Origin of the sequence: Streptomyces dengpaensis, from assembly GCF_002946835.1 — a bacterium.
GTDB lineage: Bacteria > Actinomycetota > Actinomycetes > Streptomycetales > Streptomycetaceae > Streptomyces > Streptomyces dengpaensis.
The window spans coordinates 5,800,027-5,813,075 of the sequence record NZ_CP026652.1; the positions used below are offsets into that span (position 1 = coordinate 5,800,027).

Annotated in this window: 14 protein-coding genes and 2 tRNA genes; 12 read left to right on the forward strand and 4 right to left on the reverse strand. The window is 70.5% G+C overall.

The window, feature by feature from the left end:
• Positions 1 to 137: 137 nt before the first annotated feature.
• Both C4B68_RS26860 and C4B68_RS26865 read left to right on the forward strand, forming a co-directional pair.
• Positions 138 to 764, forward strand: a complete 627-nt coding sequence (locus tag C4B68_RS26860) for an SCO2584 family spore wall biosynthesis protein (protein WP_441349327.1) — start codon at positions 138 to 140, stop codon at positions 762 to 764.
• A gap of 147 nt (positions 765 to 911) precedes the next feature.
• Positions 912 to 1,979 carry an SCO2583 family membrane protein gene (locus C4B68_RS26865; RefSeq protein ID WP_099499247.1) on the forward strand — a complete coding sequence of 356 codons (1,068 nt, stop codon included), beginning with the start codon at positions 912 to 914 and terminating at the stop codon, positions 1,977 to 1,979.
• A gap of 42 nt (positions 1,980 to 2,021) precedes the next feature.
• Here the strand turns inward: C4B68_RS26865 and C4B68_RS26870 are convergent, their stop codons facing one another.
• Positions 2,022 to 3,137 carry a M48 family metallopeptidase gene (locus C4B68_RS26870; protein WP_099499510.1) on the reverse strand — a complete coding sequence of 372 codons (1,116 nt, stop codon included), beginning with the start codon at positions 3,135 to 3,137 and terminating at the stop codon, positions 2,022 to 2,024.
• Positions 3,138 to 3,206: 69 nt separating this feature from the next.
• Here C4B68_RS26870 and C4B68_RS41430 point away from each other — a divergent pair, with 69 nt between their 5' ends.
• From C4B68_RS41430 to C4B68_RS26900, 9 genes are all read left to right on the forward strand, one after another.
• The gene (locus C4B68_RS41430; RefSeq protein WP_107475390.1) at positions 3,207 to 3,401 is read left to right on the forward strand and encodes a hypothetical protein; all 195 of its coding nucleotides are present in this window, start codon (positions 3,207 to 3,209) and stop codon (positions 3,399 to 3,401) included.
• 221 nt (positions 3,402 to 3,622) lie between these two features.
• On the forward strand, positions 3,623 to 3,784 hold the full coding sequence (locus tag C4B68_RS42095) for a hypothetical protein (protein WP_099499246.1): 162 nt from the start codon (positions 3,623 to 3,625) through the stop codon (positions 3,782 to 3,784).
• 69 nt (positions 3,785 to 3,853) lie between these two features.
• Positions 3,854 to 4,564 carry a nicotinate-nucleotide adenylyltransferase gene (nadD, locus tag C4B68_RS26875; RefSeq protein WP_180289160.1) on the forward strand — a complete coding sequence of 237 codons (711 nt, stop codon included), beginning with the start codon at positions 3,854 to 3,856 and terminating at the stop codon, positions 4,562 to 4,564.
• Positions 4,565 to 4,580: 16 nt separating this feature from the next.
• Positions 4,581 to 6,380, forward strand: coding sequence for an LCP family protein (locus tag C4B68_RS26880; RefSeq protein WP_099499245.1), 1,800 nt, complete (start codon positions 4,581 to 4,583; stop codon positions 6,378 to 6,380).
• 200 nt (positions 6,381 to 6,580) lie between these two features.
• The gene (rsfS, locus tag C4B68_RS26885) at positions 6,581 to 7,024 is read left to right on the forward strand and encodes a ribosome silencing factor (RefSeq protein WP_099499244.1); all 444 of its coding nucleotides are present in this window, start codon (positions 6,581 to 6,583) and stop codon (positions 7,022 to 7,024) included.
• A gap of 17 nt (positions 7,025 to 7,041) precedes the next feature.
• The gene (locus C4B68_RS26890; protein ID WP_099499507.1) at positions 7,042 to 7,683 is read left to right on the forward strand and encodes a histidine phosphatase family protein; all 642 of its coding nucleotides are present in this window, start codon (positions 7,042 to 7,044) and stop codon (positions 7,681 to 7,683) included.
• Positions 7,684 to 7,790: 107 nt separating this feature from the next.
• A tRNA-Ala gene (locus tag C4B68_RS26895) sits at positions 7,791 to 7,863 on the forward strand.
• A 428-nt stretch (positions 7,864 to 8,291) separates the two neighbouring features.
• A complete protein-coding gene (locus C4B68_RS42100) occupies positions 8,292 to 8,465 on the forward strand; it encodes a hypothetical protein (RefSeq protein WP_167459174.1) in 174 nt (57 codons plus the stop codon).
• 3 nt (positions 8,466 to 8,468) lie between these two features.
• Entirely contained in the window at positions 8,469 to 8,702 is a 234-nt protein-coding gene (locus C4B68_RS26900; protein ID WP_099499243.1) for a hypothetical protein, read from the forward strand.
• On the opposite strand, the gene C4B68_RS26905 is transcribed toward C4B68_RS26900, so the two are convergent.
• On the reverse strand, positions 8,671 to 9,855 hold the full coding sequence (locus C4B68_RS26905; protein ID WP_240634486.1) for a glycosyltransferase 87 family protein: 1,185 nt from the start codon (positions 9,853 to 9,855) through the stop codon (positions 8,671 to 8,673). The genes C4B68_RS26900 and C4B68_RS26905 overlap by 32 nt on opposite strands.
• A 140-nt stretch (positions 9,856 to 9,995) precedes the next feature.
• On the opposite strand from C4B68_RS26905, the gene C4B68_RS26910 reads away from it, so the two are divergent.
• Positions 9,996 to 10,068: transfer RNA gene (locus C4B68_RS26910), tRNA-Ala, on the forward strand.
• Positions 10,069 to 10,117: 49 nt separating this feature from the next.
• On the opposite strand, the gene C4B68_RS26915 is transcribed toward C4B68_RS26910, so the two are convergent.
• Entirely contained in the window at positions 10,118 to 11,737 is a 1,620-nt protein-coding gene (locus C4B68_RS26915) for an NADH-quinone oxidoreductase subunit NuoF family protein (protein ID WP_099499241.1), read from the reverse strand.
• Positions 11,738 to 13,036 (reverse strand): ferric reductase-like transmembrane domain-containing protein, encoded by a 1,299-nt coding sequence (locus C4B68_RS26920; RefSeq protein WP_180289159.1) that lies wholly within the window; start codon positions 13,034 to 13,036, stop codon positions 11,738 to 11,740.
• Positions 13,037 to 13,049 lie beyond the last annotated feature (13 nt).

Genomic DNA, 13,049 nt, shown 5'->3' on the forward strand with positions numbered 1-13,049 from the left:
CGGTGTACGCCGGGGGCGTGGGCTTTTGGCGCGCGGCGCGCCGCCGCGGCGCGCCGCCGCGGTGGGACGCGTCTCGCCGGGTGGATGAATTTCCATACCGTCTGCCCAAATTGACCCCCCAGGTCTACTCTGGATCCGTGCCGGAGGACGTGGGGGGCACGCCGTTCCCTGACGGCTGGGAGCCCGACGACGACCGCGACCGCGGGGGTGCGGACGAAGAGTTCGCCTCCGTGGTCTTCGACGAGGACTTCGTACGGGCGGCGGTGATCCATGAGCCGACCGCGGTGGAGAGACTCCTTGCGGCCGCCCAGGCCCGCGCGGAGGCCTCCGAGGCCGAGGCCCGCCGAACGCACGCCCATGGCGCACGCGGCGACGACGAGCGCTACGAGGACGGTTTCGGGCCCGACGCCCACGGCGATTTCGGCCATGACCCCGATGTGGACGATCTGGACGACACCGAGGTCCTGGAAGGCCGCTACGGCGCACCGGGAACGTACGGCAAGGCCTACGGGAGACAGAACCGCTGGCACCGCCCCGTCGCCTGGATCCTCGCCCTCGTGATGGGCATCGGCATGGTCGCCCTCGCCTTCACCGCGGTCTACCGAGGGGCCTCCTCGGGCCGCCAGGACCAGCCCCCGCCGCCCGCCTCGACGGGCCTCGAACAGGGTCTGGAAAAGGGCCACGACAAGGTCACCGGTACCGGCCCCTCCGCTTCGGCCGACTACTCCCAGCCGGCGGTGTCCGCGGTGCCTCGGACACCGTGACCGCAGCTTGTTGAACGCGGTGACGACGGCCTCTTGAGCACCGCGACGTCGGCCCCTCGAACGCCCTGACGGTCCTGGTGAGAACCTGTCAGAACTTGTCGTGTACCAGGGCGTTTACCCGGGCTCCGGGAGACCTACTCTGAAGGTATGGGCGGGCCTGGAGACCCACCTGAGGGGACACCCGAGGGCGCTCCCGCTGGTGGAGAGGACGAGTACCGATCCGTCGTCTTCGACGAGTCGTTCGTCCGTGCTGCGCGCCTCCAGGAGTTCTCCGCGCAGGAGCGCATCGCCGACCACGCCCCGGCCGTACGGCGCCGCCCGGCCCTCCAGCGCGGGTTCTCCCCGCAGGCGCTGATCCTCGTCCTGCTGATCGCCATAGCCTTCGGCACCGCGATCTACATGGGCGTACGGCACCCGTACCAGACCCCCGTCTCCCAGCCTCCCGAGCCGCTGCGGATGACGGTCATCCCGCTCGCCCCGCAGACCGCCGTGCCCGGCTCCACGAACGTCGACGAGCTGTATGCGCGCAGCCCGGCCGCCCAGTTCCGCATCGGCGCCGACGGCATCACGCTGCCCCCCTCCCGGCGCACCGCGCACTTCTCCGACAGCCAGGTCGTCACCGCCCTGACCACCGCCAAGGACTACATCGTCGAGTCCTCGCTCGACCCGGACGTACTCACCGGCGGCGCCACCCGGCCCGTACGGATCCTGCTGGACCCGCGGCAGCTCGACCAGTTCGACGAGAGTTTCAAGCGGCCGACCGCCGACGGGCGGCATGCGCCCACCGGCTGGCTGGTCCGCTTCGACGCGAACCGCACCGAACTCGCCGACACGAAGATCCGCGTGCAGGGCACCCTCCAGGCCGCAGAAGTCGACTCGAGCACCCTTGAGGTCGTCGCCGACCACACCTTCGTGTACGCGCTGAAGCCGACGGGCTCCGACGCGAAGGCAGAGGCCTCGCTGTTCACTCTCCGGCGCGAGCTGCACTTCCGCCTCGACCGCGACGACCTGCGGATGCACCAGGCCGAGCTGGTCGTCTCCTACGTCCAGGCCGGACCGCTCTCCTGCTCCGAGGACTCGGTGGGCCGGTTGCGGCCGCTGCTCGCGGGACAGACGGCCAAGGCGGGCGGCCCGGCCGGCAGCGACCCGTACGCCACCGGGTCCGCGACGGCGCTGTGCGGGTCGCTGGCGACGAGCGCACAGCCGAAGGTGTGACCTGCGGCCTGTGCTGCGGCTGGGGGCCTGGGCTCGCTCTGATCAGCCGTTGCCGTTGGGGCTCTCGCCGTCCCGGCGCTCGTCCGAGTCCCGCGGCGGCGCGTCCTTGGGCGAGCCGCTCGCGAAGCCGCTGAAGCCGCGCCGTACCCGGTCGCCGAGGTCTCCCGCACCGCCCGCGATGTCGCTGACCAGCTTCATCAGCGGGTCCTTGGAGCTCCGCACGTCGCTGGCGTAGGCGGACGCCGACTGCCGGAAGGAGTCCGAGACGGAGGTGTCCTTGTCCTCGCTGCGTCGCGGGTAGTGACCGTCCATGATCCGCTGGTAGTCGCGCGACTCGGCCCACTTCTTCAGTTCGGCCGCGCGAACCGCGGTGAAGGGGTGGGTGCGCGGCAGTACGTTGAGGATCTTGAGCACGGAGTCCCGCAGGTCGCCCCCGGCCTCGTACTCCTCGGCCTGAGCGAGGAACGCGTCCACGTTCATCTCGTGCAGGTGGTTGCCTCCCGCGATCTTCATCAGGCCGCGCATCGAGGCCCGCAGGTCCTGGCCCACCAGGAGCCCGGCGCGGTCCGCGGACAGCTCCGACTTGCGGAACCACTCGCGCAGCGCGGTCACGATCGCCATGATCGCGAAGTTGCCCAGCGGGATCCATGCGACGCGGAGCGCGAGGGCGGTGAGGAACAGCAGGATCGTGCGGTAGACGGAGTGCCCGGACAGTGCGTGGCCGACCTCATGCCCCACGACGGCCCGCATCTCCTCCTCGTCCAGCAGCTCGACGAGCCCCGTCGTCACGACGATGATCGGCTCGTCCAGGCCGATGCACATCGCGTTCGGCTGCGGATCCTGGGTGACGTACATCGGCGGGACCTTCTCCAGGTCCAGGATGTAACAGGCGTCCCGCAGCATGTCGTTGAGGTGCGCGAACTGGGCGTCCGAGACGCGCACCGAATCGGACAGGAACAGCAACCGCAGGCTCCGTTCGGGCAGCAGACCGCTGAGCGCCTTGAAGACGGTGTCGAAGCCGCTGAGCTTGCGCAGGGCCACCAGGGCCGAGCGGTCCGCCGGATGTTCGTACGCACGCGAGGAGATCCCCGCGAAGCGCCTGCGCTGCCTGCTCGGCACGTTCTCGTGCCCGTTCTGCTCGTGGCCGGCGTCGGACATGTGTTCCCCCATGTGCGTCTGAGTGTCCTCTGTGCCCCCAAGGCAGTGCCCAGCCTAGGCGGAGATACCGTGGACGGGCAGTACAGCGAAGGAGAGTCGTACGCCATGGAGCCCCTCACCACAGCCGCCTGGCTCACCGAGGCCGCGAACGCGGCAGAGCAGCAGGGCGCGGGCAATCTTCTGCGCGTCGTGCTGATCGTGATGGTCGTCGGGTCGGTCCTGACCGCCTGGTTCCTGCTGCGCGGGTACAAGCGGGACGACTGAGCCCCGCGCCGGACGAGGAGGCCGCGGCGCATGCGGCAACGGAGTCCGGCACGGCGCATGCGGCAACGGAGTCCGGCACGGCGCATGCGGCAACGGAGTCCGGCACGGCGCATGCCGCAAGCGGCGTCCCCAACGGCGGAGTCGGCGTGATCGTGGCCGAGGCCCCCGCATACGATGGGCCGACATCTTTATCCCGCCCACACCGGATAGGTCCTGCCGAGATGAGCTTCCACAGCACCGCTGCACAGTTGATCACCGTCGCCGCCGAAGGCGAGCACGGCGGCAACCACGAGAGCCTCAGCCCGTACCTGACCGGCGGTGGCGCCCTCGTCATCCTGCTTCTGCTGCTGTGGATCACCACGCGCTTCAACCGGGACCGCTGAGCCCTGCCGGGACCGCTGAGGGCCCCTGTCGGCCGGAGCCCGCAGGCCGGGCCGGTAGTGTCTGCACGCATGGGAGAGCAGGACATGCCTACCGGTCCGGCGAGTGACACGGAGTACGACGCCGCCGACGCCGCCAAGGGTGGCGCGGCGCGGCGTCTGACGACCGGCCCCGGAAACGGCCCCTCGAATCCGGGCAAGCGCCGCCTCGGCGTCATGGGCGGAACATTCGACCCGATCCACCACGGGCACCTCGTGGCGGCCAGTGAGGTCGCCGCGCAGTTCCACCTCGACGAGGTGGTCTTCGTGCCGACCGGGCAGCCGTGGCAGAAGAGCGACCGCAAGGTCTCCCCGGCCGAGGACCGCTATCTGATGACGGTCATCGCGACCGCCGAGAACCCCCAGTTCTCGGTGAGCCGCATCGACATCGACCGCGGCGGCCCGACCTACACCACGGACACCCTGCGCGACCTGAAGGCGCTCAACCCCGACACCGACCTCTTCTTCATCACGGGCGCCGACGCGCTCGGCCAGATCCTGACCTGGCGGTACACGGAAGAGCTGTTCTCCCTCGCGCACTTCATCGGGGTCACCCGGCCCGGCCACACCCTGACCGACCCAGGACTTCCCGAGGGCGGCGTCTCACTCGTCGAAGTTCCCGCGCTCGCCATCTCGTCCACAGACTGCCGTGCGAGAGTCGCCAAGGGAGAGCCCGTCTGGTATCTGGTGCCGGACGGTGTGGTGCGCTACATCGACAAGCGAGAGCTGTACCGCGGCGACTGAGCCGAGAGGGGCACCGGTGAACGACCGATACGACGGATACACGGGCGGCGACCCGTACGAACTCGTCGGCTACGACGAGTTCGGACAGCCTGTGTACCGACAGGTGCAGCAGCCGCCTCCCCAGGGTTACGACCCCTACGGCGCCCAGCCGCAGGGGTACGGCTACGACCCGTACGCGACCGGTCAGCAGCAGCCCGCCCAGCCGTACGACATGGGCCGACAGCCGCCTGTGTCAGCGTATGACACCGGTCAGCAGCGACCTGTGTCGTCCTATGACACCGGTCAGCAGCCGCCGGTCCCCCCGTACGACGCCTACGACCCGTACGGCACCGGCGCGCCCGGAGCCGCCGGGACGAGCTCGCCGGCGTACGACCCCTATGGGCAGAGTGCGGGCCCGGCCGGCGCCGCGCGTACGGGGCGGCAGCCCCGCGTCGCGCAGACCGGTCAGCAGCCCCGCGTCGCCGAGCAGACCGCCTACATCCCGCAGCAGGCCGGGCCCCCCGCCGAGAACGGCGAGCAGCGGGCCGACCGGGACTACCGCACCGAGCAGTTCGCCTTCGTCGAGGAGCAGGAAGCCGACCCCGAAGACGTCATCGACTGGCTGCAGTTCACCGAGAACCGCACCGAACGGCGCGAGGAGGCCAAGCGCCGCGCGCGCAGCCGGGTCGTCGCCCTGGTCGTGGTGCTCGCCCTGGTCGCGGTCGGCGGCGTCGGCTACCTCTGGTACGCGGGCAAGCTGCCCGGCGCGTCCTCGGACAGCAAGTCCGGTACGACGGCCGCCGTCGGCGCCCAGAACCGCGACGTGCTCGTCGTCCACCTGCACAACACGAAGGGCGGCGGCACCTCCACGGCGCTGCTCGTCGACAACACCACCACCAAGCAGGGCACCACCGTCCTGCTGCCCAACTCCCTTGCCCTGACGGACGACAACGGCTCGACGACCACCCTCGCCAAGTCCGTCGAGGACGACGGCTCCTCCGGCACCCAGGACGCGATCGACACGGTGCTCGGGACCAGCATTCAGGGCACCTGGCGCCTCGACACCCCCTACCTCAGCAACCTCGTCGAGCTTGTCGGCAACGTCGACATCACCACCAACGCCGATGTGCCCGACCCCGAAGCGAAGAAGAAGGGCGAGTCGCCCCTCGTGAAGAAGGGCGAGAACCAGACCCTCAGCGGCAAGATGGCCGTCGCCTACGCCACCTACCGGGCCCCGGGCGAGGCCCAGAACGCGCAGTTGGAGCGGTTCGGACAGGTCATGCAGGGCGTGCTGCGCAAGCTGTCCTCCGACAAGCAGGCCGCGACCGTCACCGTGCAGACTCTGGCGCAGATCCTCGACCCACCGCTGACCGACCAGGACCTCGGCGCCTTCCTCGCCAAGCTCGCCGACCTCGCCAAGGGCGGCGATTACAAGACCGCGCTGCTGCCCGTGCAGCAGGACGGCACCCTGAGCGCGAGCGCCTCCGACAGCGTGGTCAAGGACGTGCTCGGCGGCACCGCGAAGAGCCCCGACGCCGATGCCGCCGTCCGCGTCGGCATCAACAACGCGACGGGCGACAAGGCCGCCACCGAGCAGGCCCGTGTCGTCCTGGTCAACGGTGGCTACACCTTCCTCGACTCCGGTACGGCCACCGGCGCCCAGAGTGTGTCCCGGATCACCTACTCCGACCCCGCCAAGAAGAACGACGCCACCGAGGTCGCCAAGACCCTGGGCCTGTCCACCGACTCCGTCGAGAAGGGCAAGGTCACCTCCAATGCGGACGTGTCCGTGGTCCTCGGCCAGGACTACGAGGTGACCAGCGGCTCGACGGGGTGACCGACGCCACGTCCCGGGGCGGTCGAGGGCCCGCCCCGGGCGACGGGCGGCCCGCGCTGGGCGGGGACGGGCGGCCCACCCCTGGTGGCCGACGGCCCGTCCCGGGGCGCCGGAGGCCGGGGCCGGAGAAACGCGTGGGGTGTCCTCGGCGGTCCGTGAGACCCTTGAGTCATTACTGACCGCCGACGGAAAGCCGCGTAGTGACCGCCACGGACCGCTCCATCGAGCTCATCAAGACCGCCGCACAGGCGGCCGCCGACAAGCTCGCGCACGACATCATCGCCTACGACGTCAGTGACGTGCTCTCCATCACCGACGCCTTCCTGCTGGCGTCCGCGCCCAGCGACCGCCAGGTCAAGTCGATCGTCGACGAGGTCGAGGAGCGGCTGAACAAGGAGCTCGGCGCCAAGCCGGTGCGCCGCGAGGGCGACCGTGAGGCCCGCTGGGTGCTGCTGGACTACGTCGACATCGTGGTGCACGTGCAGCACAGCGAGGAGCGTGTCTTCTACGCCCTGGAGCGGCTGTGGAAGGACTGCCCGGAGATGGACCTGCCCGCCGACGCCAAGGCGACCCGCGGCAAGGCCGCCGAGCATGCCAAGCTCCAGGCCGAGGAGGACGCCGCGGACCTGAGGGAGCTGCGGTGAGCGTCGAGGCCGGGAAGATGCCGGGCCGGGGCCGCCGCGTCATCCTCTGGCGGCACGGCCAGACCGCCTGGAACCTGGAGCGCCGCTTCCAGGGCTCCACGGACATCGAGCTGACCCAGACGGGCGTCGGCCAGGCCCGCCGCGCCGCCCGGCTGCTCGCCTCGCTGAAGCCCGACGCGATCGTCGCCTCGGACCTCAAGCGTGCCTCCGCCACGGCCGCCGAGCTGTCCGCCCTCACCGGCCTCAACGTCACCCACGACGAGGGCCTGCGCGAGACGTACGCGGGCGTCTGGCAGGGGCTGACGCACGAGGAGATCATCGCCCGGTACGGCGACGAGTACTCCGCCTGGAAGCGCGGTGAGCCGGTGCGCCGCGGTGGTGGCGAGCTGGAGACCGAGGTAGCCGACCGCGCCGCCCCCATCGTCGTGCGGCATGCCGACAAACTCCCCGAGGACGGCACCCTCGTGGTCGTCAGCCACGGCGGCACGATCCGCACCACCATCGGCCGTCTCCTCGGCCTGGAGTCCCAGCACTGGGAGAGCCTCGGCGGCCTCTCCAACTGCTGCTGGTCCGTCCTCGGAGAGGGCGCCCGCGGCTGGCGACTCCTGGAGCACAACGCCGGCACGCTGCCGGAGCCGGTGCTCGGCGACGACGACTGAGCGGCTCCCTGTCCGGTCCCTTGGGCCCGTCGGGACCGGATTTCACTTTCTGGCTGGTCGCAGGCTAAAGTTCTTCTTGTTCAGCTCGCAGGGCGGGAAGAACGCAAGGGGCTATAGCTCAGTTGGTAGAGCGCCTGCATGGCATGCAGGAGGTCAGGAGTTCAATTCTCCTTAGCTCCACAGATTGACTCTCTTTCGAGTCGTCAGAGATCAATGGTCAAGGATCCCGTTCCCGTCAGGGAGCGGGATTTTTCGTTGTGGTGGGTTGCCGTCGTGGGCCGCAGATCCCGCAGTCGCGCCGCGCGCAGGCGACGGCGATGAGCGTCCACAGAGCGTTGCACACCCTTGTGTTGAGGGTCCGGGGCGTGAAGAACACGGCGCGGCACGCGCAGTTGGTGGCGAGGATTCCTGAACCGGCTTGAGTCACTTGGGGCTCCCGGGGCGTATACCTCTGCGGACGCGCCCTCGCGTGCACGTATGCGCTGGCCGCGACGGCCACGCCGGGCGCCGTGTCCGGACTGGTACGAAGGCGTCGCTGACCGTATTGCTCCAGCCGTGGCAGAATCAAACGGCCGGAAGGGGGCGCGGCCCGACGGGAGGGAGAAGCGATGCCTGCGAGCATCCTCGAGGAGGTCGACGATCTCCTCGCAGTGGCACCGAAGCGGAGAAAAGCCACTCGTCTCGACTGCCCTTCCTGCGGATCGGTCCACGTCGCCCAGGTCCTCGGTGACAACGGCGGGATCTCCTCCGTGTGCACGGCCTGCGGCCACAGCTGGAGCTGATCGATGGGTGCACATAGGCGGAAGTGCGATTGGTGCGGCAGTGGTACGCCGATCGTCCGCGACATGGAGCCGGTCAACCACGACTACCAGTACTGGTGCGAGGAATGCGCGCGGGCGCTGATCATAAAAGGCGACCCGATCGAGACGTACCGCGAGCTGGAGGGCGAGCCGATCTACGGTCGGCTCCTCGAGGAGCACTGCACGCTCAAACGCTTCTATACGTTCGCCACAGCCTGACCCCGGCGAGGGCGAGGAAGGCGAAACCGGTTCCTACGTAGAGGGCCGACAACGTCAACTCGAGGCCGTTCTGGTGCAGTTCGAACCTGCCCGGCCCGTGCGGCACCCACCACAGTGCGTAGGCGCAGAAGACCACGGCCGCACAGAGCGCGGCCGTCCGGTTCACCGCCGCGAGGACCAGCACCATCGGTACGCACCACACCCAGTGGTGCGACCACGACACAGGACTCACCAGCAGCGCCGTCACCGCGCAGGCGACCGTCGCCCAGGCCCGCTCCCCGCGCAGTTCGGCGGCCACGGCGGCCGCGAGGCCCGCGGTGCCCGCCAGGGCCGCCGCCGCGACCCATGGGGCTCCGGGCTCCGTGGTGTGCAGCAGCCGGGCCAGGACGCCGCGCAGCGACTGGTTCGCGGTGTTCTCGACGAGCCCGACCCGGCCCGCCGCGAAGACCATGCGGGTCCAAAAGCGCCAGGAGTCGTGCGGCAGAACGGCCGCCGCCAGCAGCGTCGCCCCGGTGAACGCGGCGGCGGCCCCGCCCGCGTGCCGCAGCCACGGCCCCCCGGAACCCCGTCTTGTGTGCGCCACGACACCGGTGACCAGCAGGAACACCGCGAACAGCGCGGGTGTCAGCTTGATTGCCGCCGCGATCCCGATGCCCACCCCGGCCCAGCGGTGACCGGGCCGCCGCGACAGGTCCCACAGCGCCAGCACGGCCAGCAGCAGATTGATCTGGCCGTACCGCAGCGTCGTCCATACCGGTTCGCACCACACGGCGGCCGCCGAGACCCACCAGACGCACTCCACGCGCGCGTGGCCGGCGAGCCGCAGCGAGAGCGCCACGAACGCCACAAGAAGGGCCAGGTTTCCGGCCGTCGCCACGGTGCGCATGCTCGCCGTGTCCAGCAGCGTCAGAGGCGTGAACAGCAGCGCCGCGAACGGCGGGTAGGTGGTGGGCAGATGGGCCTCGGTCGCGCGCAACGCGTAGAGGTCGCCGCCCGCGCGGACCGTCTCGCCCTGCGCGCGGTACACCATCAGGTCGATCATCGAGACGTGTGCCGCCCGCTGCGCGCACCAGAAAACCGCGAAGGACAGTAGGCACACCCCCAGGGCAACGGGCGCACGACGGCGGGCACGGGGGAGCGCGGTCACGGTCACGAAAGCCGACACTAGCCAGCGAATCCGTACAGAAGGGAAACGATTTGGTGGTGCACCCGGGGGACCGTGTAATGTTGGCGTCGCCGCCGGGGGAAACCGGGCGACACGGTCGAAAACGCGGCTCCACCGCGTGGCCGCAAGGGGCTATAGCTCAGTTGGTAGAGCGCCTGCATGGCATGCAGGAGGTCAGGAGTTCAATTCTCCTTAGCTCCACAGACGTTGAAGGCGGGCCACCCGATCAGGGTGGCCCGCTTCTTCGTGTTCAGCGTCCGCTGCCGAGCGCGCGGCGGCCGCGCCCCTGGGACAGGACCGGCAAGTTGTTGCGCGCCGGGGCGGAGGAGCGGGTGTCCTCCTCGATGCGCAGCGCGAGTGCCGGGCAGCGGCGCACGGCGCGCATGGCCTTCGCCTCCGCGTACCGGGGCACCTGTGCCTGCGCGACGGTCGGGAAGCCGTCGGCGCCCAGCTCGAAGACCTCCGGAAGGATGTCCGCGCACAGCCCGTGCCCGCGGCACAGCGTCCAGTCGACGTAGATCTTCTGACGGCTGGGACCGGTCTCCTGCTGCCCCTGGCCGCCCGGGACGCCCGTAGGGACCTGGCCACCCTCGAAGAGCGGCAGAACGCCCTCCACGGGCCTTCCGCAGCCGTTTCCGAGGACGTGCGCGGCCAGGTCGTCCGTGAATGCCTTGATGGTCGACTCGATGAACATGGCCGAGCCGTCCGGGTGCGAGCAGGCGCCGCGCCGCTTCACCGCCTTGGCGACCTGCTTCACGGCCTCCAGGGCGGCCGGGCCGCCGCCGTTGAGGATGTCCTCCAGGCCGCGCGCCGCGGCGGGCAGACCGAGGTAGCAGGGCCCGCACTGTCCCGCGCTCTCCTCGGCCAGCCATTGCGCCACGCGCAGCGACTCGCCCAGCGGGCAGGTCTGCTGGCTGATCGGCAGGACCGCGCCCGCGCCGAGCGCACCGCCCACCGCGTCCAGGGAGTTACGCGAGACGATCGCCTCGTCGACCGTCGCCGCGTCCAGCCACTTGCCGTGGTACCCGCCGGTCAGCACGCCCTGCGGCGAGGGCGGGGCGCCGGCCAGCTGGAGCACGTAGCGCAGCGGCACACCGGTCGGGACCTCGATCACCATGGGGCGGGCGACCGCGCCGGAGACGGTGAGCATGACGGTGCCCGGCTCGTCGTACAGGCCGGTGTTGCGGTAGCGGTCGGGGCCCATGCGGGCGGCGATGGCCAGCTGGGCGAACGTCTCGGCGTTGGACAGCAGGGTGGGCGCGCCGCCGACGCCGCTCTGCGACGCGCTGATCTTGCGGCCGGGCGGGATGGCCGGGCCGCCGTCGATGGAGCGGATCAGCGAAGCGGCCGCTCCCGTGACCATGCGCACGGGATTGCGCTGCACGCGCGCGCGGACGGCCGATCCACGCCGGTTGCTCAGGCCGCGCTCGGCCAGCGCGGCCTCCATGGACCGCTGGGTGGATTCGCGGGTCACGCCGACGACCAGGGTGCGCGCGCCCATGGCCTCCGCGGCCAGCAGGGCGCCGTCCAGGATGAGGTGCGGGGCGCGGTTGATGAGCACCGTGTCCTTGCGGCAGGCGGGTTCGTCCTCGCTACCGTTCACGACGACAACGGGGCGGATGCCCTTCTTGATGGCCGTCTCGGCGACCGAGCGCAGCTTTTTGGCGAAGGGGAAGCCCGCGCCGCCGCGGCCCTTCAGGGAGATCGCTTCGGCGAGGCTCGCAAGCTGTTCGCCGCCCATCGGTTCGAGCGGTCCGTGCACCTTGAGGTGCATCGGGAGATCAAGCCGTTCAACCAGGTCGAAGCCCGACGTGAGCTGCGGAAGTCCGACCACGCGGACTTCCGGGACGTCGGGCAGGGCCTCGTTCACTTAAAAGCCTCCGGAAGGGGCGTTCCATGGTTCACCGGAGCCAGGAGCGTCGAAGGCGCCCGGCCGTACTTCAGTCGTGGGACCGCTGTCGTACGTGTCGTTGGTGTTGTACGTGCCATAGGCGGGGTTCGTTTCACCGGTGTCGTACACGTCACTCGTGCCGTACGCGGGGGCGGTCGAATTGTCGTAGACGGGGATGTTGTAACCCGTGTCGTTGAGGGGGTCGTACGCCGACTGGGGTGCCTCGCCCACGGGTGGCGGGGAGGGGATGGGCCAGCTGCCCGACGTGCTGCCGCTGTCGACGCGCGGGAATGTCTCGGTGGGCTGCATGTCCCGAGGCATCTGAAGGCGCTCGGTCGGGGCCGGTCCACGGCCGTCGCCGCCGGTCGCGCCCCCCGACACGGCCCTGTAGGCGGCCGCGAAGCCGGACAGTCCGCCCGTGGTGGCCGGATCCGGTGCGGCCTCGTACGGCGACTGGGCGCGCTGCGGGGGCACGAACGTGTCTCCGCGGGACTGCTTGGCCGCGCGCCCGGCGTAGCCCGGCAGCGGGGATTCCGCCGCGGCGGCACGGGATGCCTCCAGTTCCTCGCGGGCGCGGGCGCCGGGGCTGTTGTTCTCCCCGATGACCCCCAGGATCCGGTCGGCGACCTTGCGCTTGAAGGGGCCGGAGGCCGACCGCAGTGCCAGGGCGCCGATCACCGCGACCAGGCAGAGGATGTAGAGGACGGTGACGTACGTCCTCGCGGGGCGCCCCGCGTACAGGCCGTGCACCAGGGCCGAGCACCAGGCCGGATACGCCAGCATGTGCATGGCGCGCCAGCGTGCCGCGACCGGCGCGGGGGACGCGAAGGCGCTGCGCAGTGCGCCGGTGACGGCCGTGAAGATCATGAGCAGGCCGGCCAGGGAGCCGAGGCCGATGAGCCCGTTCGTGCCGGTGACGCCGAGCCCGAAGGGGATGAGCGCGGCGACCAGCGTGGTGTGGTCGAGGGCCAGCTTGACCGTGATGTGCAGCAGGAGGAAGGCGACTGAGGAGACCGCGGTCGTTCTGTGCACGGCCTGGGCGACCAGCCGCTGACGCGTGTTGAGGAACAGCCGGTCGGTGGCGACGAGGCCCCAGACCACGGAGCAGGTGAGGGCGACCAGCGACAGCACGCCGACGCCGAAGTTGAGGAACTCGCGCAGGTCGTCGCCTCCGACCAGCACGACCAGGGGTATGAGCACCAGGGTGGCAGCCGTCAGCGCCCCGTAGGTCGAGCGACCCGGACGGGGGAGCGAACTGTTGGTGCGACGAGGGGTCATGGGGGGGGGTACT

Bases quoted from the DNA above. Each gene is read 5' to 3' on its own strand.
- C4B68_RS26865 (WP_099499247.1), top strand. From the start codon at position 912: ATGGGCGGGCCTGGAGACCCACCTGAGGGGACACCCGAGGGCGCTCCC.
- C4B68_RS42100 (WP_167459174.1), top strand. From the start codon at position 8,292: ATGCCTGCGAGCATCCTCGAGGAGGTCGACGATCTCCTCGCAGTGGCA.
- C4B68_RS26920 (WP_180289159.1), bottom strand. From the start codon at position 13,036: ATGACCCCTCGTCGCACCAACAGTTCGCTCCCCCGTCCGGGTCGCTCG.
- C4B68_RS26890 (WP_099499507.1), top strand. From the start codon at position 7,042: ATGCCGGGCCGGGGCCGCCGCGTCATCCTCTGGCGGCACGGCCAGACC.
- C4B68_RS26870 (WP_099499510.1), bottom strand. From the start codon at position 3,137: ATGTCCGACGCCGGCCACGAGCAGAACGGGCACGAGAACGTGCCGAGC.
- C4B68_RS26900 (WP_099499243.1), top strand. From the start codon at position 8,469: ATGGGTGCACATAGGCGGAAGTGCGATTGGTGCGGCAGTGGTACGCCG.
- C4B68_RS42095 (WP_099499246.1), top strand. From the start codon at position 3,623: ATGAGCTTCCACAGCACCGCTGCACAGTTGATCACCGTCGCCGCCGAA.
- nadD (WP_180289160.1), top strand. From the start codon at position 3,854: ATGGGAGAGCAGGACATGCCTACCGGTCCGGCGAGTGACACGGAGTAC.